General features: G+C 73.4%; 19 protein-coding genes and 1 pseudogene. 11 read left to right on the top strand and 9 right to left on the bottom strand.

Annotated elements, in window-relative coordinates; genetic code table 11:
- Positions 1-48: 48 nt before the first annotated feature.
- The 4 genes from ABH925_RS10255 to ABH925_RS10270 all read left to right on the top strand — a co-directional run bounded on the left by ABH925_RS10255 (position 49) and on the right by ABH925_RS10270 (position 3,896).
- The gene (locus ABH925_RS10255) at positions 49-345 is read left to right on the top strand and encodes an SHOCT domain-containing protein (protein WP_370147014.1); all 297 of its coding nucleotides are present in this window, start codon (positions 49-51) and stop codon (positions 343-345) included.
- 184 nt (positions 346-529) lie between these two features.
- The gene (locus ABH925_RS10260; protein WP_370147015.1) at positions 530-1,978 is read left to right on the top strand and encodes an MBL fold metallo-hydrolase RNA specificity domain-containing protein; all 1,449 of its coding nucleotides are present in this window, start codon (positions 530-532) and stop codon (positions 1,976-1,978) included.
- 65 nt (positions 1,979-2,043) lie between these two features.
- Positions 2,044-2,508: a universal stress protein gene (locus tag ABH925_RS10265; protein ID WP_370147016.1), complete on the top strand. Its 465-nt coding sequence runs from the start codon at positions 2,044-2,046 to the stop codon at positions 2,506-2,508.
- A gap of 122 nt (positions 2,509-2,630) precedes the next feature.
- Positions 2,631-3,896: an APC family permease gene (locus ABH925_RS10270; RefSeq protein WP_370147018.1), complete on the top strand. Its 1,266-nt coding sequence runs from the start codon at positions 2,631-2,633 to the stop codon at positions 3,894-3,896.
- A 90-nt stretch (positions 3,897-3,986) separates the two neighbouring features.
- Here ABH925_RS10270 and ppdK read toward each other — a convergent pair whose 3' ends face one another.
- From ppdK to ABH925_RS10310, 8 genes and pseudogenes are all read right to left on the bottom strand, one after another.
- Positions 3,987-6,662, bottom strand: coding sequence for a pyruvate, phosphate dikinase (ppdK, locus tag ABH925_RS10275; protein WP_370147020.1), 2,676 nt, complete (start codon positions 6,660-6,662; stop codon positions 3,987-3,989).
- A 147-nt stretch (positions 6,663-6,809) separates the two neighbouring features.
- The gene (locus ABH925_RS10280; protein WP_370147021.1) at positions 6,810-7,430 is read right to left on the bottom strand and encodes a hypothetical protein; all 621 of its coding nucleotides are present in this window, start codon (positions 7,428-7,430) and stop codon (positions 6,810-6,812) included.
- A 210-nt stretch (positions 7,431-7,640) separates the two neighbouring features.
- Positions 7,641-8,144, bottom strand: a complete 504-nt coding sequence (locus ABH925_RS10285; RefSeq protein WP_370147022.1) for a hydrogenase maturation protease — start codon at positions 8,142-8,144, stop codon at positions 7,641-7,643.
- Positions 8,145-8,151: 7 nt separating this feature from the next.
- Positions 8,152-9,474, bottom strand: coding sequence for a Ni/Fe hydrogenase subunit alpha (locus tag ABH925_RS10290; RefSeq protein WP_370147023.1), 1,323 nt, complete (start codon positions 9,472-9,474; stop codon positions 8,152-8,154).
- Positions 9,471-10,367, bottom strand: coding sequence for an oxidoreductase (locus ABH925_RS10295; RefSeq protein WP_370147025.1), 897 nt, complete (start codon positions 10,365-10,367; stop codon positions 9,471-9,473). Before ABH925_RS10295 ends, ABH925_RS10290 begins: the two co-directional genes overlap by 4 nt.
- A 17-nt stretch (positions 10,368-10,384) precedes the next feature.
- Positions 10,385-11,287 (bottom strand): FAD/NAD(P)-binding protein, encoded by a 903-nt coding sequence (locus tag ABH925_RS10300; RefSeq protein ID WP_370147026.1) that lies wholly within the window; start codon positions 11,285-11,287, stop codon positions 10,385-10,387.
- Positions 11,284-12,449: pseudogene (locus ABH925_RS10305) on the bottom strand (4Fe-4S dicluster domain-containing protein). Before ABH925_RS10305 ends, ABH925_RS10300 begins: the two are co-directional and overlap by 4 nt.
- A gap of 59 nt (positions 12,450-12,508) precedes the next feature.
- Positions 12,509-13,222: a CBS domain-containing protein gene (locus ABH925_RS10310; RefSeq protein WP_370147027.1), complete on the bottom strand. Its 714-nt coding sequence runs from the start codon at positions 13,220-13,222 to the stop codon at positions 12,509-12,511.
- A 423-nt stretch (positions 13,223-13,645) separates the two neighbouring features.
- On the opposite strand from ABH925_RS10310, the gene ABH925_RS10315 reads away from it, so the two are divergent.
- From ABH925_RS10315 to ABH925_RS10345, 7 genes are all read left to right on the top strand, one after another.
- Positions 13,646-13,792 carry an acylphosphatase gene (locus ABH925_RS10315; protein ID WP_370147028.1) on the top strand — a complete coding sequence of 49 codons (147 nt, stop codon included), beginning with the start codon at positions 13,646-13,648 and terminating at the stop codon, positions 13,790-13,792.
- On the top strand, positions 13,789-14,058 hold the full coding sequence (locus ABH925_RS10320; RefSeq protein ID WP_370147029.1) for a hypothetical protein: 270 nt from the start codon (positions 13,789-13,791) through the stop codon (positions 14,056-14,058). Before ABH925_RS10315 ends, ABH925_RS10320 begins: the two co-directional genes overlap by 4 nt.
- 63 nt (positions 14,059-14,121) lie before the next feature.
- Entirely contained in the window at positions 14,122-14,739 is a 618-nt protein-coding gene (locus tag ABH925_RS10325) for a Sua5/YciO/YrdC/YwlC family protein (RefSeq protein ID WP_370147030.1), read from the top strand.
- A 25-nt stretch (positions 14,740-14,764) separates the two neighbouring features.
- Positions 14,765-15,010, top strand: a complete 246-nt coding sequence (locus tag ABH925_RS10330) for a hypothetical protein (protein ID WP_370147032.1) — start codon at positions 14,765-14,767, stop codon at positions 15,008-15,010.
- Positions 15,011-15,459: 449 nt separating this feature from the next.
- A complete protein-coding gene (locus ABH925_RS10335; protein ID WP_370147033.1) occupies positions 15,460-16,122 on the top strand; it encodes a CBS domain-containing protein in 663 nt (220 codons plus the stop codon).
- A gap of 35 nt (positions 16,123-16,157) precedes the next feature.
- Positions 16,158-16,598 carry a CBS domain-containing protein gene (locus ABH925_RS10340; RefSeq protein WP_370147037.1) on the top strand — a complete coding sequence of 147 codons (441 nt, stop codon included), beginning with the start codon at positions 16,158-16,160 and terminating at the stop codon, positions 16,596-16,598.
- A gap of 114 nt (positions 16,599-16,712) precedes the next feature.
- Positions 16,713-17,759 carry a zinc-binding alcohol dehydrogenase family protein gene (locus tag ABH925_RS10345; protein ID WP_370147039.1) on the top strand — a complete coding sequence of 349 codons (1,047 nt, stop codon included), beginning with the start codon at positions 16,713-16,715 and terminating at the stop codon, positions 17,757-17,759.
- A 9-nt stretch (positions 17,760-17,768) separates the two neighbouring features.
- Here the strand turns inward: ABH925_RS10345 and ABH925_RS10350 are convergent, their stop codons facing one another.
- Entirely contained in the window at positions 17,769-18,692 is a 924-nt protein-coding gene (locus tag ABH925_RS10350) for an alpha/beta hydrolase (protein ID WP_370147041.1), read from the bottom strand.
- Positions 18,693-18,737: the final 45 nt, after the last annotated feature.

The following is an 18,737-nucleotide window of genomic DNA, read 5'->3' on the forward strand; positions in this document are numbered from 1 at the left end:
TTGCCGTTGCGGCACGTGCCCGCGTCCCTGCGCAGTGAGGAGCATTCGATGTACCGTCACCATCACATGGGCGGCTGGGGCGGCTGGGGCGGCTGGGGGCTGGGCCTGTTCGCCCTCCTCGCGCTGCTGGTGCTGGTCTGCGTCGTCCTGCTGACCGTCGCCGTGGTCCGCTATCTGGGCCGCAGCGCGCAGCACCGGGCGCCGCAGCCGGAGAGCGCCACGGTTGGGCGGCCCACGCCCGAGCAACTGCTCGCGGAGCGCTTCGCCCGCGGCGAGATCGACGACGAGGAGTACCGGCAGCGGCTGGAGACGCTGCGCCGCCCGCCGGACCCGCCCGGCAGCTGATGCCCGGCATCCGCCGGCTCGTCGGCGGACGGGGCGGCGGAAGCCCTCCGCCCAAGGGCGGACAGGGCCGGGCGGCCCCATCGACGGTCTGGCCGATGCCGGCCAGCCCGGCCGGTGTGACAGTGGTGGCACGGAGATGCTGACCCCGCGCGACGCGATCGCGACTGCAGGAAGGCGACCAACGATGGACACCAGCGACAGCGGCGCGGCCGGTGGCGGGGGCGCCGTGGGCGGTCCCCGGCCGCGGCCGGGGCTGCTCACCTTCCTCGGCGCCGTGGGCACGGTCACCGGCAGCAAGTTCATGGTCGAGACCGACCACGCACGGGTCCTGATCGACTGCGGGATGTTCCAGGGTGCCGCTGAGCTGCGGCGCCGCAACTGGCGACCGCTGCCGTCGGACGCCGCCGACGTCCACGCCGTGGTGCTGACCCACGCGCACCTCGACCACAGCGGCTATCTGCCGCGTCTGGTGCGGGAGGGCTTCCAGGGCTCGGTGTTCTGCACGCCGAACACCGCCCGCCTGGCCGAGCTCGTCCTGCGCGACAGCGCCCACCTGCTGACGGAGGAGGCCGAGCACGCCAACTCCCACGGCTACTCCAAGCACCACCCCGCCGAGCCGCTGTACGACGAGAAGGACGTCGACCGGGCGCTGAAGCTGTTCGAGCCGGTTCCGCTGGGCGTCGAGACCGAGATCACCACCGGTACGGTGCTGCGGTTGCAGCACGCCGCGCACATCCTCGGCTCCTCCTGGGCGCACCTGACCCTGGAGGACGGCCACACCCTGGCCGCCAGCGGTGATCTGGGCCGTCCGGTCCATCCGCTGCTGCGCCCACCGGATCCGTTCACCGGTGCCGACGTGCTTCTGGTGGAGTCGACGTACGGCAACCGCCACCACGACGAGCAGGCCTCGCGGGCCCGCTTCGCGGACGCTCTGGCGCGCACCTTCGCCCGGGGCGGCAGCGTGGTCATCCCGTCGTTCGCGGTCGACCGCACCGAGGTCGTGCTGCACGAACTCGCCGAGCTGCGCCGCGCCGGCCGACTGCCGGCCTCGGTACCGGTCTACGTGGACAGTCCGATGGCGCTCGCCGCCCTGCGGATCTACCAGGAGGCGTTCGACGGCCATGCCCCCGAACTGCGTGACGAGGTGACCGGAGACGGGAAGGCCGCCCTGGACCCGACCCCGTTCACCGCGGCCCGCTCGGTCGAGGAGTCCATGGCGATCCAGCGCTCGGGCATGCCCTCGGTCATCGTCTCGGCCTCCGGCATGGCCACCGGCGGGCGTGTGGTGCACCATCTGCGCCGCTTGCTGCCGGACCCGCGCAACACCGTGCTCATCGTCGGCTTCGCCGCCCGGGGCACCCGGGCCCGTGACCTGGTCGACGGGGCCAGGGCGCTGAAGATGTTCGGCGGCTACGTGCCGGTACGGGCCGAGGTCGTCAACGTCCCCGGGTTCTCCGCCCACGCCGACGCGGGCGAGATCGTCGACTGGCTGCGCTACGCGCCCGAGCCCAGTACCACCTACCTCGTGCACGGCGAGCCGGAGGGCTCGCGGGCCCTGTGCGACCGCATCACCGAGGAACTCGGCTGGACCGCGGTCGTTCCGGGCTCCGGCGAGCGCGTCCTGGTCCGGTGACCGCTTCTGCGGACAGGCGCCACCCGTCAAACCCGACCAACGACCAGGAACCGGAGAGGTGCGAGATGAGCAGGGAGATCCCGGCAGAACGCCGGATCGTGGTGGGAGTCGACGGCTCTCCGTCGTCCGAGCAGGCACTGCGGTGGGCGGTTCGGCAGGCGGAGCTGACCCACGCCGCGGTGGATGCGGTGATCTGCTGGCTGTATCCGACGATGTACGGCCGGGCCCCGGCTTCGGTCGATCGTGAGTCCGGGCTGGTCGCCGGGAAGATCCTTGCCAAGTCCGTGGCGTGGGCTGTCAGGGACCATCCGCGGGTCGAGATCCGGGAGAGCGCGGAGCTGGGCAACGCCGCCCAGGTGCTGTTGGAGCGGTCGCGCGGAGCTGAACTACTCGTCGTCGGCAGCCGTGGGCATGGCGGTTTCGTCGGCGCCCTGCTGGGATCGGTGAGCCAGCACTGCGTGCAGCACGCGTCCTGCCCGGTCGTCGTGGTCCGCACCGGTGACGACCGCGCCGAAGCGGAGAGCGAGTAGCCGCTGCCGCAGGCACTCGGTTCCTCCTGGACGCGACGCTCCGGTCGGATCGGCGGGTCAGATATCGTCTGCCGATATCGGAGCCCCGTTCCCGGGCTGCCTGACACCTTACGGAGTGAGCCATGAGCCGGCCAGCGGCTGTCACCGGTGCCCCGCGGCTCCGGCGACGGCTGGGGGTGGCCGACGCGGTGCTGATCGGCCTGGGGGCGATGATCGGTGCGGGGATTTTCGCCGCACTCGCCCCGGCGGCGGCCGCCGCCGGGGACGGCCTGCTGCCCGGCCTGGCGCTGGCGGCGGGGGTGGCCTACTGCAACGCGACCTCCTCCGCCCGCCTGGCCGCCCGCTACCCGCAGTCGGGCGGTACCTATGTCTATGGGCGCGAGCGGCTGGGGGACTTCTGGGGCTACCTCGCCGGGTGGGGGTTCGTGGTCGGCAAGACGGCTTCCTGCGCCGCGATGGCACTGACCGTGGGTTCCTACGTGTGGCCGGCCCAGGCGCATGCGGTGGCGGTGGCCGCCGTGGTGGCGCTGACGGCGGTGAACTACGCCGGAGTGCAGAAGGCCGCCTGGCTCACCCGCGCGATCGTGGCCGTGGTCCTGGCAGTGCTCGCCGCCGTCGTGGTCGCCTGCCTCACCTCGGACGCGGTGGGCGCCGCGCGGCTTGACGTGGGGGCCGGCGCCGGCTTCACCGGGGTGCTGCAGGCGGCGGGTCTGCTGTTCTTCGCCTTCGCCGGGTACGCCCGCGTCGCCACCCTCGGCGAGGAGGTCCGCGACCCGGAGCGCACCATCCCCCGGGCGATCCCCCTCGCCCTGGGCATCACCCTGGTCGTCTATGCGGCGGTCTCCATCGCCGTGCTGTCCGTGCTCGGGCCGAAGAGTCTTGGCGGCGCGGCGGCCCCGCTGGCGGAGGCGGTCCGCGCCGCCGGAGTTCCGGGGCTGGTCCCCGTGGTGCGCGTGGGCGCCGCGGTGGCGGCCCTGGGGTCGCTGCTGGCGTTGATCCTCGGCGTCTCGCGCACCACCCTGGCGATGGCCCGTGACCGCCATCTGCCGCACGCCCTGGCAGCGGTCCACCCTCGCTTCCAGGTTCCCCACCGCGCCGAGCTCACGGTGGGCGCGGTCGTCGTGGTGCTCGCCGCCACCGCGGACGTGCGCGGGGCGATCGGCTTCTCCTCGTTCGGGGTGCTGGCCTACTACGCCGTCGCCAACAGCGCCGCCTGGACGCTCACCCCCGACGAGGGCCGCCCGCCACGTGCGGTGCCCGCCCTCGGACTGGCCGGCTGTCTGGTCCTGGCCTTCGCCCTGCCGGCGGCCTCGGTGCTCTCCGGTGCGGCGGTGCTCGTCCTCGGCGCCGCCGTCTACGGGCTGCGCAAGCGCATGGGCCGGGTCTGAGCGGGCGCCGCGCCACGGGCGGAGCCGGTGACCGCGGAGGGTCTGGCTCCGCCCGCCCGCGTTTCCGGGTCGAAGAGCACTGACGGTGGGTCAGAGGTCGGTTCCGGTACCGACGGCGGCGCGTCCTGCTTCCAGGCGGGCGACGGGGACGCGGTAGGGCGAGCAGGAGACGTAGTCCAGACCGGCGCGGTGGAAGAAGCGCACTGAGGCGGGGTCGCCGCCGTGCTCGCCGCAGACGCCGGTGACCAGGCCGGGCCGGGTCTGCCGGCCCTCGCGGACGGCGAGTTCGACCAGGCGGCCGACGCCGTCCAGGTCCAGCGTCTCGAACGGGGAGACGCGGAAGACGCCCTGTTCCAGGTAGCGGGTGAAGAAGGCGCCCTCCACGTCGTCGCGTGAGAAGCCCCAGGTGGTCTGGGTCAGGTCGTTGGTCCCGAAGGAGAAGAAGTCCGCGGCCGTGGCGATCCGGTCCGCCGTCAGCGCCGCGCGGGGCAGCTCGATCATCGTGCCGATCGGCACGTCCAGGTCTTCGTCGGTCTCGCGCAGCACCCGTTCGATCTCGGTGCGCACCAGACGCAGCTCTTCGACGGTGTCCACCAGCGGCACCATGATCTCGGCGTGCGGGTCGCCACCTGCCGCCCGGCAGGCCAGGACGGCTTCGGCGGCGGCGCGGACCTGCATCGCCACCAGGCCGGGCACGACCAGGGCGAGGCGGACGCCGCGCAGGCCCAGCATCGGGTTCTCCTCGTGCATCCGGTTCACCGCGGCCAGCAGTTGCTCGTCGTGCGGGTCGACCGCGCGGCCCTGCGCGCGTTCGGTGGCGATGCGGACGGAGAGTTCGGTGCGGTCGGGGAGGAACTCGTGCAGTGGCGGGTCGATCAGCCGGATCGTCACCGCCAGGCCGTCCATGGCCTGCAGGATCTCGGTGAAGTCCTGGCGCTGCAGCGGGAGCAGGGCGGCGAGTGCGGACTCGCGGGCGTCGTCGTTCTCGGCCAGGATCAACGCCTCGACCAGTCGGCGGCGCTCACCGAGGAACATGTGCTCGGTGCGGCACAGGCCGATGCCCAGCGCGCCGAAGGCCCTGGCCCTGCGCGCGTCCTCGGGGGTGTCGGCGTTGGCGCGTACCAGCAGGCGGCCGACCTGGTCTGCGTGCGTCAGCAGCCGGTCCACCGCGTCGATGAGCTCCCGGGCCTCCTCGGGGACCGTCCCGCCGGTGAAGTAGGCGGTCACCGGGGACGGGACCAGGGGCAGCGCGCCGAGGTGGACCCGGCCGGCGGTGCCGTCCACCGAGATCACCTCGCCCTCGGCCACCACGGTTCCCCCGGCGGTGGTGAATCGTCGTGCGGCGACGTCCACGCTGATGCCCTCGGCGCCGCAGACGCAGACCTTGCCCATGCCGCGGGCGACCACGGCGGCGTGGCTGGTCTTGCCGCCCCGGCTGGTGAGCACGGCCTGCGCGGCGATCATGCCGGGGAGGTCGTCCGGGGTGGTCTCGGGGCGCACCAGCACGGTGTGCTCGCCGGCTGCCGCGCGGCGCACCGCCTCGGCGGAGGTGAAGACCACCACGCCCACGGCGGCACCGGGGGAGGCGGGGATGCCGTGGGCCAGCGGCGCGCCCCCGGTGGTTCCGGCGAAGCGGGGGAACATCAGCTGCGCCAGCTGGTCGCCGGTCACCCGGAGCAGCGCCTCGTCCCAGGTGATCACCTTCTCCTCGACCAGCTGGACCGCGATGCGGAAGGCGGCCGCCGCGGTGCGCTTGCCGACGCGGGTCTGGAGGATCCACAGCCGCCCGCGCTCGACGGTGAACTCCACGTCGCACAGGTCGCGGTAGTGGTTCTCCAGGGTGTTCAGGTGTGCCAGCAACGCACTGTGGCAGTCGGGCAGCAGTGCGGCGAGCTCGCTCAGCGGGACGGCGTCGCGGATGCCCGCCACCACGTCCTCGCCCTGGGCGTCGCTCAGGTAGTCGCCCCAGGCACCGCGCCGTCCGGTGGCGGGGTTGCGGGTGAACGCCACCCCGGTGCCCGAGTCCGGCCCCAGGTTGCCGAAGACCATCGCCTGAACGTTCACCGCGGTGCCCAGGTTCTCCGGGATGCCCTCGCGCCTGCGGTAGATCCGGGCCCGCTCGCCGCGCCAGGAGTCGAAGACGGCGCGGACCGCGCCGCGCAGCTGTTCGCGCGGGTCCTGCGGGAAGTCGAGGCCGGTGTGTTCGCGGACGATCGCCTGGAAGGCGACGGTCAGTCGGCGCAGTGCGGCGGCGTCCAGACCGAGGTCGCTGTCCGTTCCGGCGGCGCGACGGGCCCGGTCCAGTTCGGTGTCGAAGCAGGATCCGTCCACGCCCATGACGGTGCTGCCGTACATCTGCACCAGGCGCCGGTAGGAGTCCCATGCGGCGCGTTCCCGGCCGGTGGTCCTGGCCAGCCCCGTCACGGTGTCGTCGTTCAGGCCGAGGTCCAGGATGGTGTCCATCATCCCGGGCATGGAGTACCGGCCACCGGAGCGGACCGAGAGCAGCAGCGGGTCCCGGGCGTCGCCCAGGCGACGTCCCATCCGCTCTTCCAGCGCGGCGAGGTGCACGGTGATCTCGTCGGCGAGTGCGTGCGGTTCGCGTCCGGAGGCCAGGTAGAAGCGGCACGCTTCGGTGGTGATGGTGAATCCGGGCGGAACCGGCAGTCCCATCCGGGTCATTTCGGCAAGGCCCGCCCCCTTGCCGCCGAGCAGATCGGCCTGCCCGCGGTGTCCTTCGGTGAAGTCGTACACGAACCTGCCCATGGCGGCCGCTCCCTCGTCTCGGTTGCCCTTCGCTGCCTACTGTCCGCTCGGGCGGCACCCGCCCACAGGGCCGCACGCCCCGCGACCGGGGCCCGATGGACCCTGTTTCCGGCCGACCGCCCACCGTCCCTGCGAAGGGGGCATTTGTCAGGCCAGTGCCTCGGCGCGCCGTTTGATGCCCAGCAGCATCTTGCGCTCCATCAGCAGGCTGCCCGGCTCCATCACGTAGAGCGTCAGGAGCCGGGCGGCGGGGGAGGCACCGGGCTGCTCGATCCGGTTGCGGCTCACCAGCCGGGTGTTGCGGCCCAGCGGGTGGAGGCCGAAGGCCCACACCCAGTTCCCGTCCTGGGAACGCAGCACCAGCGCCCGTTCGGCAGCGAGTTCGGCGACCTCCATCACCGGGCCCCGGTCGCCCAGCGTCATGGTGTCGCCGAGCTTCAGGTCCTGGAACTCCGGGAGGATGCGGTCGGCACTGTGCATGTCGAGGCCGAACAGGTTCTCGATCCAGTCGTACGTGTAGGCGCCGCCCCGGCCCGGCCCCATCTGCACCAGCCACGGCCAGACCGCCGACGCCGGGGCGTCGACGGTGACCGCGCGGGTCGACACCAGTCGTGCCCCGGGCAGCAGCGCGTCGCCAGGCATCTCACGGCACACCTCGACAGCGCTGGCACCCCAGCTCAGACACGCGTTCCGCCACAGCAGCGGGTAGCCCGCCACAGCCGCGACCGCAGCCGCGAGACCGATACCCACCAGCCCCTTCGCACTCATCTCCGCCGTCCTCGATTCGGTGGTGCTGAAACGCGGCCCACCCGTCGCCGGGCCCCGTCCTGCGCCGGTGGCCGGTGCCCCCGGTCCGCGAGGCGGCCGCTCATTCCAGACTGCTCCGATCCGCAGGGGAGTACAGGGCCGCACGGGACCGGGCGGCAGGCCGACCGGTCCCTTGTCACGACCCGGGGGGGGGTGAGGCCGCAGCGGCGGTCACCGAGGGCCTGATGTCCGCTCCGTCGTTCGACGTTCGTCCTCCAGCAGCTCGCGCACCAGCGCCGCCGCCCTGGGCACCGCCGCGGCCACGGCGGGGGTCAGCTGCTCGCCCCAGTCGAACCGCTCGCCCTCGATGCCGACTACGACCAGACGCGAGGGCAGCAGACCGAGCACCCGCCCGAGTTCCACGGCTTCACCGAGCCCGAGCCCGTGCGTGGTGGCGCCGCCGCTTGCCAGTGCTGCCTGGGCCAGGTCGAGTCGGTGGATCCGGCCCGGCTCGCCGGGGTGCGCGTGCACGGCGTCGATGACCACGGCCAGGTCACGGTCCCGCCACAGGGCCAGCAGCCGGGTGGACTCGCCGTCGGTGAGGTCGCAGCGGTCGGCCGGCGCGCCGTCCCGCAGCAGCAGCCGCAGTGCGGCCTGGGCCGCGCCGTCGTCCCGGCGGTACTCGTTGCCGATGGCGATCACGGCGGTGCCGCCGGGGCCCCGGACGTCGCTCACGACGCGCTCAGTCCTTCCGCACGGTGAGGTCGAGGAAATGGGTCGCGCAGGAGATGCACGGGTCGTAGTTGCGGATCGCCTGCTCGCACTGGCGGGTCAGCTCCTCGTCGTCCAGGTGCAGCCGCTCCTGGACGAAGGCGCGCAGGTCCGCCTCGATCGCGGCCTGGTTCTGGGAGGTGGGCGGGATGATCTGGGCGGCGGCGACGAGGCCGTCCGCGTCGATCTCGTAGCGGTGGTACAGCAGTCCGCGCGGGGCCTCGGTGGTGGCGTGGCCCACGCCCGCGCGGGGCGGCACCGGTACGGCGGGTGCGGCCGGCGGTTCGTAGGCGTCCAGGATCCGCTGCGCCTCGCGCACCGCCCACAGCACCTCGATCGCGCGGACGACGATGCTGCGGAAGGGGTTGTCGCAGCTCTGGCCGATCCCCGCCACCGCGGCCAGGTTCCGCAGGTCCCGGGGCAGCCGGTCGGCGGAGGTCCGCCAGCGCGCCAGCGGGCCGGTGAGGTAGCGCCGGCCGTCCGCGGTGGCCTGCAGCGCGGTCGAGTGGGGCACCTGGTTCTCCACGACGTGCTGCTCGAACTCGGCCACCGGGAACGCGGCCAGGGGCGCGCCGGCGGCCGCCGTCAGGGCGCCGTGCAGGGTGGGCGTGCCCGAGTCGATCGCGTAGGCGTCGGGACGCCGCAGGGCCAGGGCCGCGTGCCGCACGTGCAGGTCGGGGAAGTCGAGCCCGGCCGTCCAGGCGACCGTCTCCTCGGCGTCGCGGCGGGCGGTGCGCAGCAGGGCCGAGAGCCGGGCCAGTTCGGCGCGGTCGGGCAGACGGTGGAATCCGCCGAGACGCACGTTGACCGGATGGATGGTGCGCCCGCCCAGTACCTCCATGATCTGGTTGCCCGCCTGCTTGAGCCGTAGCCCGCGCTCGACCAGTGCGCGGTCCTGTCGTGCCAGCGTCAGGGCGTCGGGCAGGCCCAGGAAGTCGGGGGCGTGCAGCAGGTAGATGTGCAGCGTGTGGCTCTCGATCCACTCACCGCAGTACAGCAGCCGCCGCAGTGCGGCGAGTTGCCCGTCCACGGTGACGGCGCAGGCATCCTCGATCGCCTGACAGGCCGTCATCTGGTAGGCGACCGGGCAGATGCCGCAGATCCGGGCGGTGATGTCGACCGGCTCGTGGTAGCGGCGGCCGCGCAGCAGCGCCTCGAAGAAGCGCGGCGGCTCGTAGATGCTGAGCTGGACGCTCTCCACCTCGCCGTCGCGGATCCGGACGTGCATCGCGCCCTCGCCCTCGACCCGGGCGAGTGAGCCGACGCTGAGCAGGCGATGGCTGCTGTGGGTCACGGTCGGGTCTCCGCTCGCCGGTTCGGGCCGTCGTGGTCATGCTGGTCGCCGTCGCCGTCGCCGTCGCCGTCGCCGTCGCCGTCGCCGTCGCCGTCGCCGTCGCCGTCGCCGTCGCCGTCGCCGAGGGCGTGCTCGGCGGCCTTGCGGAAGGCCGGGGCCTCGGCGTTGAACGTGCGGTAGAGCCGGGCCACGTCCTGGTCCGACAGACCGTCCTGGCGCAGCAGGGGCAGCAGCGCCCGGGTGTTGGGGTCGGCCTTGGGGCCGTAGCAGCCGTAGCAGCCGCGGCCGAACGCCGGGCACAGCGCGCCGCAGCCGGCGTGGGTGACCGGTCCCAGGCAGGGCGTGCCGTGGGCGACGGTGACGCAGGTCAGGCCGCGCCGCTTGCACTCGAAGCAGACGCTCTGGTCGGGGATGTCGGGTCTGCGTCCGGCCAGGAACGCGGAGACGACCTCCAGCAGCTGCCGTTTGTCGATCGGGCAGCCGCGCAGCTCGAAGTCGACCGGGACGTGCGCGGCGATCGGCGTTGAGGTGGCGAGGGTGTCGATGTACTCGGTGCGGGCGTAGACCACCGAGCGCAGCTGCTCGTGGTCGCGGGCGTTGCGCAGTGCCTGGACGCCTCCCGCGGTGGCGCAGGCGCCGATGGTGACCAGGAACCGGGACCACGCGCGGATGTCGTGGATCCGCTCGACGTCCGCCTCGGTGGCGATCGAGCCCTCCACCAGGGACAGGTCGTACGGGCCCGGCCCTGAGGCGCGGGTCGCCTCCAGGAAGTAGGCGATCTCCACCTGCTCCGCCAGCGGCAGCAGTTCGTCCTCGCAGTCGAGCAGGGTCAGCTGGCAGCCGTCGCAGGAGGAGAACTTCCAGACGGCGAGCCGGGGCCGTGGAGCGATCATGGCGGTGGTCCCTCTTCTCACAGTTCGGCGACGCCGAGCAGTTCGGACGCCTGCTTCCAGGTGAACACCGGGCCGTCGCGGCAGACGATGACCTGGCCGAGCTGGCAGTGCCCGCACCAGGCCGTGGCGCAGCGCATGTTGCGTTCCAGCGACAGCCGGATTCGCTCCGGGGCGACGCCGCGCCGCAGCAGTGCGTCGGCGCTCGCGCGCATCATCGGCTCGGGGCCGCAGACGAAGGCGGTGGTGCGTTCGGGGCGGAAGACGGCGTGCCGGAGCAGGTCGGTGACCAGACCGACCGGTCCGGTCCAGCCAGGTCCGGGCCGGTCGACGGTGATCCGGGCCTCGCCCAGGGCGCGCCACTGGGTCAGGTCGGCCCGGTGGACCAGATCCTGCGGACTGCGGGCGCCGGCCAGCACGGTGAGCCAGCCGTAGACGCCCGGCTGGGACAGCGCCTGGACCACGACCGGCCGCAGCGGCGACAGGCCGAGGCCGCCGGCGAGGACCAGAAGGTCCTCGCCGGGGTCGGTGCCCAGCGCGGTGACCGGGTCCTCGTCGTCCTGGGGCCGTGCGCCCAGGGCCCAGTCGTTGCCGTAGGGGCCGCGCACGCCGACGACCTCGCCGGGGCGCAGTCGGCACAGGGCCTCGCTGACCTTGCCCACGCCGCGGACGGTGTGGCCGAGCGCGTCGCGTCCCGGAGTCACGTCGCTGACCGAGACCGGGATCTCGCCGACCCCGAAGGCGCACAGCATCGAGAACTGGCCGGGCCGGTAGGCGGGCAGTGCCTCGCCGAGCGGGACCAGGTCCAGCGTCACGGTGTCGCCGTTCTCGCGCAGCCGGTGGCGCACCAGGTAGGGGAGCGGGGCCGCGGCGTTCGCACCGTCGGTGTTCACGGCGCCGGTGCTCACCGTTTCGGCGTTCACGGTGCGGCCTCCTCTCGCAGGCGGGCGGCCTCGGCCGTCAGGTCGATGCCGACCGGGCACCAGGCGATGCACCGGCCGCAGCCGACGCAGCCGCTGCTGCCGAACTGGTCGTGCCAGGTGCCGAGCTTGTGGGTGAGCCACTGGCGGTAGCGGCTCCTGGCGGAGGTGCGACGGCACCGCCGTAGACGTAGGAGAAATCCAGGTCGAAGCAGGAGTCCCAGCGCCGCCACCGCTCGGCGTGGTCCCCCGTCAGGTCGGTGGTGCCCTCGGTGGTGGTACAGAAGCACGTCGGGCACACCAGCGTACAGTTGCCGCAGGTCAGGCAGCGGGAGGCGACGTCGTCCCAGACCGGCGAGTCGAGGGTGGCGGCGAGCACGTCGTGCAGGCCCTCGGTGTCCAGGCCGCGGCCCATCCGCCCGGCCGCCTCCTCGCTCCGACGCTCGGCCAGGGCGGGCAGCCCGGGGTGCGGCACGCGGACCGGCAGCCGGGGATCGGCCAGGACCTCGGCCCCGCGCGGGCCGTGCGCGGACAGCAGCAGGCGGACACCGTCCCGGTCGGCCACCTCGTGCACGGCCAGGTCGCAGGGCGCGTCGGGGCGCAGGCCCGGACCGGTGCCGACAGAGCCGCAGAAGCAGAGCTCGCCGGGGTCGGCGCAGGCCACGGCGATCACGAAGGCGGCCTCGCGGCGTGGACCGTAGACCGGGTCGCGGTAGGTGCCGCCGGTCAGGACCCGGTCCTGGCGGGCGATGGCGGTCAGGTCGCACGGGTGCACCCCGAGCAACGCGTAGCGCGGAGGGGGAGCGGACTCCCCGGTGAAGGTGACCATGCCCTCCTCGTCCCGGTCCGCCTGCCACAGGCGGGCCCGGTCGGGGTGCAGGAAGGTCTTCCAGGACTGCGGTCCGGCCGCGTGGGCGAAGGCCGCCCGGTCGCCCCGGCGCCGCAGCCGGTAGCCGCCCGGGGCCAGCGTCACGCCCACCCCGTAGGGCAGTTCCCCGGCCGAGGCGAGCTCGGCCAGCACCACGGCACCGTCGCGTTCGGTGGGGCCGACCACCGTCCAGCCGCGTGAGGTCAGCGCGTCGAAGAGGTACTGCAGATCCTCCTGGGCGAGCTCGCGGGGCTCGGCGGCCCCCACGGTGCCGGTGGGTGCGAGGTCCGGTGTCATGGTGCTGTGCTCCTTCCCGGGCGTGCCACGCGGCCGTGGGTGCGGAGGGGCCGGTCGGATCAGCGGGTGTGCCGCTGCGGCTGCATGACACCGCGGACGAGCGGCGGGTCGAGGTCGATCCTGGTGTCGTCGAAGGCGTAGCTGAGCTGTGGGTGCAGGGCGACGACGCCGTCCACCGCGCGGCACAGGCGCTCGACGATGGGGATCATGCTCTTGCGCTCGACCTGGCCGCGCATCGTCACCACGCCGTCCGAGACGCTGACGGAGATCGCCGCCGGATCGATCATCATGGTGTGCTCCAGCACCTCGGTCACGATCTCGCCGCGGATGGCGCGGTCGGTGCGCAGGAAGACGCGCAGCAGGTCGCTGCGGCTGACGATGCCGACCAGGCGGTCGGACTCGTCGAGAACGGGCAGTCGCTTGACGTGGTGGCGGTCCATCATCTGTGCGGCCTCGACCAGCGACCAGTGCGGGCAGGCGGTGAAGACGGTGCGGGTCATCAGGGCGTCGGCGGTCTCGGCCTGCGCGCGCCTGCGGTCGCTGGGGCGCATCCACAGCGACGGGTTGAGCCGATCGGGGTCGGGCTGGCCGGACTCCTTGCGGAGCAGGTCCTCCTCGGACACGACGCCGACCACCCGCCCGGAGTCGTCGACGACCGGGACGGCGCTGATGTCGCGCTCGGCGAGGAGCTCGGCGATCGCCTTGAACGGGGTCTCCCGCCTGACGGTCGCCACCTGGTGGCTCATCACGTCGTGAACGGTGCGGTGCTGCATGGTGGTGCTCCTTCGCTGCGGGGCGGGTCCGGGCCCGGCACGGGCGTCGGTGGCTCCGGACAGGCGCGTGCTGTCTTCTGACACCACCATCCGCCCGGACGAGGGGCGGCACGAAGGGCCGAACGGTCCCTCCTGAAGGGCCGACGAGGCATCTTCGCCGTTGGGTTCCGACCGGGTGCGGCCCTGGGCTGAACCGACCGGTGACGGCCCGGCGCAGGCGGCCCGAGGCGGGCCGCACGCACATGGGCCGGCCAGGCCCGCGACAGGAGCCTGACTGGCCCTGGTTCCGGTCGGTGGCCCGGCGGGGAGTGGAAAGCCGGTCCATACCGGCAGCGAAAGAGGGGGCGCCATGGGCGGGACAGCGAGCCTGAGGCCGTGGGGTTGCCGGCACCTCCGGGCGGCCCGCGCGAAGGAGAAAGCCTGATGCCCGGTCACCCCCCGGTGCTCAGTGCGATGCGCTTCGAGGTGACCGGGACCGTCCAGGGTGTCGGCTTCCGGTCCTTCGTGCACCGCCTGGCCACCGGCCTGGGCCTGGACGGGTGGGGGTGCGCAACGACGGTGGACGGGTGACCGTTTTGGCGCTCGGCCGGCCGTCAGTGCTGCTGGAGTTCCTCGGCCGTTTGCAGGGGGAGGCCCCGCCCCTGGCGCGGATCACCGGCATCAGCGCCACGCCCGTGCCCGGGGCGGCCGCAGCGGGTCACGGCTTCACGGTGCTCGCCAGCGGCGCGGGCGCGGGCAACGGTGAGATCCCGCCGGACAGCGCCACCTGCCCGGCGTGCCTGCGCGAACTCCTCGACCCGGCCGACCGGCGCTACCGCTACCCGTTCCTCAACTGAACCGACTGCGGCCCCAGAGCCACCCTGATCGCCGGACTCCCCTGCGACCGGCAGCGCACCACGATGGCCCGCTTCCCGCTGTGCGAGCCCTGTGCCGCGGAGTACGCCGATCCCGACGACCGGCGCTTCCACGCCGAACCGATCGCCTGCCCCGGCTGCGGCCCCGCCCTCAGCTGGGGGGAGCAGACCTTCGGCGAGCCCGCACTCCGGGCGGCGGAGGACGCCGTCCGCCTCGGAGCGATCATCGCCGTCAAGGGGCTGGGCGGCTACCAGCTGGTGTGCGACGCGACCGACGCAGCGGCCGTGCGGCGGCTGCGCACGCGCAAACGCCGGCCCCGCAAACCGTTCGCCGTCATGGTGGCCGACCTGGCCGCGGCCGAAGGCCTCGCCGTCGAACTCAGCGCCGCCGAACGTGCGCTGAAGATGTGGCCGGCCTGCCCCGTCGTGCTGGTGGACGCCCGTCCCGGAACGGCGCTGGCCCCCCGGTATGCACCGCGTCGGCCTGTTCCTGCCGGTGGCGCCGCTGCCCCACCTGCTGCTCTGGAGGACGCCGCGGTGCTGCCGCCGACCGGGACGGCCGAGCTGGTGGTCAGCACCGACTCCTTCGTAGTCCGCTGTTCTTCCCGGGCGGGGACCTCGGCTCCCTGGCCGTGCACGGCAGCGTCAACGATGCGGCGATGACGGGCGCGGAGCCGCCGCCGTCCCCGTGCCGGGCGTTGTCGCGGCGGCCTGCGACCTGCTGGGTCTGGACCCGTTGGTGGTCGCCAACGAGGGTTGCCCGGTCGCCTTCGTCGCGGATGACCGGGCCGACGTCCTGCTGGATGTGATGCGGGCCGCCCCGGGTGGGGAGCAGTCGGTCCGCATCGGCCGGGTCGTGCCGGGACCCGCCGGCAGGGTCGTCATGAACACCCTGGTCGGAGCGCGACGCATCGTCGACCTCCCCGCTGGGTGAACTGCTGCCCCGGATCTGCTGAGCGGTGGCCCCGTGGCCCGGCAGGGCTCCGCCGGGCCACGTCTCCGGCCCAGGGCCGGTCGGCCGCCTCGGCGGGGCCGACCAGACCTCGCGCCCGATGGGCCCGAGGGTGATGGTGGTACCAGGAGCAGTGAACCGCGCAGGTGGTGGAGGTGTGCGATGAACGCCAGGCATCGACTGGCAAGGCGGCGGTTGCAGGAGCGCCGGCGCGCCCGGCCGCACGATCCCGAGCTGCTCCGTCTGCTACGGACCGCTGCGGCGATCGGCTGGCCCGGACAGGAGCCCGACCCCTCCGCTCGCCGTGCGGACGTGGCCGGCCCCGGCGGGAGGTTCCGGGGCACCGCCGCCGATCCCCTGCCGGTCGGCCCGCGGATCGTGGGCGGAAGCACGGCCGGGCCCACCGGCCGCGTTACGGAAGGAGGAGCGCGATGAGACACCGCGTTGTCGATGACCTGATGACCCGCGACGTGGTGACCGTCCAGGAGGAGACCTCCTTCAAGGAGGTCGCCGCGATGCTCGCGGAGCAGGAGATCAGCGCCGTGCCGGTACTCGACGGCTCGGGGCGTCTGGTCGGCCTGGTCTCCGAAGGGGACCTGCTGCGCCGGGAGGCCCGCCAGGCCGATCCCGAGGGCCGGGACGCTCCGGAGGGCTCCGCGGCGGATGCCGTGCCCCATGACGAGGGCGGCCTCGGCACGGTGACGGCCAAGGACGTGATGTCCTCCCCGGTGGTCACCGCGCACCCCGGCTGGAGCGTGGTGGAGGCGGCCCGGGCCATGGACCGCCAACGGGTCAAGCGGCTGCCGGTGGTCGACGAACCGGGTCGGGTCGTGGGCATCGTCAGCCGCCGGGACCTGCTGCGTGTCTTCCTGCGCACGGACCGGGCGATCCGCGAGGAGATCGAGTACGAGGTGCTTCGGCAGACGCTGTCCCTGGACCCGGGAGCGGTCCGCGTCCACGTGGTCGACGGGGTGGTGACCCTGGAGGGGCAGGTCCACCGCCGGAGCCTGGTTCCTGTGGTGGAACGGCTGTGCCGCGGCACCGACGGCGTGGTCGCCGTGGACAGCCGGCTCACCGCCGCCCTCGACGACTGACGAGGAGGGACCCCCTCATGCGGGTAGGAGACCTGATGAACAGCCCGGCGGTTGCCGTGCTGCCGGGCGACCCGATCCGGCGTGCGGCCGTGTGCATGCAGGTGCAGGCGGTGGGATGCGTGCTGGTCACCGAGGACGGGGCGCTGCTCGGCATCGTCACCGACCGCGACATCGCGGTCCGCGCCGTGGCACCAGGTCTCGACGAGGAGGCCCCGGTGTCGCTGGTCATGTCGGAGCCGGTGGTCGCGGTGGAGGCCGACGCGGACCTCGCCGAGGCCTACCGCACCTTCCGCCGGAGCGGGGTGCGGCGGATCGCGGTGGTCGCCGAGGGCCGCCCGGTGGGGCTCCTGGCGATCGACGACCTCTTCATGGACATCTTCCAGAGGTACGCGGACCTGCTGGGTCCCGTCTCCTGGAGCACTCTGAGCGACCAGCAGCTCGACGACGGACCCACGTCGCCCCGCCCGGGACGCTAGCCCTTCACCGGACGCGGATGCGCGCCGTCCGAGATGCCCGATCGCGCACCGCGCTTGCGCGTACCGGGGCCGGGAGAGACGGTCGAGGTGGTGCGGATGAGAGGAGGAACCGATATGGACCCCCTCGAACGGGTGGCGGCGGTGGCCGTGGAGACCGAGGCATGGGTGGTCGGCCGCCCAGGGCCTGTGGCCGATGGGCCGCTGCGCCGGGTGAGGAGGGCCGTGCCTGTGCCGGAGCCGGGTGAACTGTTGGTCGAGGTGGACGTGTGCGGGGTGTGCCGGACCGATCTGCATCTCGCTGAGGGCGATCTGGCCCCGCACCGGCAGGATTGCACCCCCGGCCACGAGGCGGTCGGACGGGTGCTGGCATGGGGGCCGGGCGTGGAGGACTTCGCGGTCGGCGACCGGGTCGGTGTCGCCTGGCTCGCGGGCACCTGCGGACACTGCCGCCACTGCCTGGCCGGTCAGGAGAACCTGTGCGCCGACTCCAGGTACACCGGCTGGGACCGTGACGGCGGATTCGCCCACCACCTGCTCGCTCGGGCCGACTACGTCTACCCGCTGCCGCCGGACGGGCGCGACGCGGCAGAGCTCGCGCCACTGCTCTGCGCCGGCATCATCGGCTATCGCGCTCTGGAGCGTGCACAACTGCCCCGGGGCGGACGTCTGGGGCTCTACGGCTTCGGGGCGTCCGCCCATCTCACCGCCCAGCTCGCACAGGCCCGCGGTGCGACCGTGCACGTCCTGACCCGCAGTGAACAGGCGCGGCGACTCGCACTCGACCTCGGCGCCGCCTCCGCGAAGGGGGCCTACGACGTACCCCCCGAACCTCTGGACGCGGCGATCCTGTTCGCCCCGGTCGGGGACCTCGTGCCGGTGGCGCTGGCCGCGCTCGACCGGGGCGGCACACTCGCCGTCGCGGGAATCCACCTCAGCGACATCCCGCCTCTCAACTACGCGCAGCACCTGTTCCAGGAACGCACGCTGCGCAGTGTCACCGCGAACACCCGTGCCGACGGTCGTGCCTACCTGGCGGAGACGGCCGGGCTTGCGCCGCGGGTCCACAGCGTTGTCTACCCGTTCCCGGCCGCCGACCGCGCCCTGGCCGACCTCGCCGCCGACCGCGTCACCGGCGTGGCAGTGCTCGATCTCAGAACCTGAGTGGTGGCCCTACCCGGCTGATGCGACCGCTGTGTCGGGAAGGCGAACGTGCTGCCTGAGGAACAGGGCTGCGCGGTCCAGCGCCTGGTCGGCCTCGTCGAGAACGCCGGCGAAGGACTGGAACACGTGGGGTACGTCGGCGGTGATGTCGAGGATCACGTCCACTCCGGCTGCGCGGGCGCGGGCGGCCATGCGGGTGGCGTCGTCCAGGAGCACTTCGTTGGTGCCCGCCTGGAGCAGCATCGGCGGGAAGCCGGTCAGGTCGGCGAGGACGGCGGGGCTGAGCATGGGCTGGTGCGGGTCGGCTCCCGCGAGGTACATGGCTCCGGTGTGTCCCAGGTTTTCGCGGGTGAAGAAGGGGTCGATGCCCGCCTTGGTGTCCATGCTCTCCCCGGTCCGGGTGGCGTCGAGGCCGGGGGAGAAGGCCACGATCGCGGCGGGCATGGGGAGACCGGCGTCGCGGGCGGCGAGGCAGGTGGTGACGGAGAGGCCGCCGCCGGCGGAGTCCCCGGCGAACGCGATGGTCGAAGGGTCCTCGTCGCTGTCGAGGAGGGCGCGGTAGGCGCTCAGTGTGTCCTCGATCGCGGCCGGGAACGGGTGCTCGGGGGCCAGCCGGTAGTCCAGTGAGTACGCCCTGAACCCGGTCCTGGCCACGAGGTTCCCCGTCAGTGACAGCGCGGTCTCGGGGGAGCCGACCACGTAGCCGCCGCCGTGGAAGTACAGGATCGCCCCGGTGCGCGGGCCGTTGCCCGGCTCGACGTACAGCGCGGGTCGGTCGCCGAGCGCCGTCTCCGTGGCGCGGAGCCCGTCCGGGACGATCATCTGGGCCATCATCGCCCTGAATCCGGCTCGGATCTCCTCCACCGACCGGGGACTCTCGGGCCGGGGCTGTCGCAGCCTCGCGTTGACCTGGGCGCGCTGTCCCTTGCTCACGTGTTCACTCCTGTCGCAAGTAACTTCCACTACATTATATGCCGT

Source organism: Streptacidiphilus sp. EB129, assembly GCF_041262645.1.
Lineage (GTDB): Bacteria > Actinomycetota > Actinomycetes > Streptomycetales > Streptomycetaceae > Streptacidiphilus.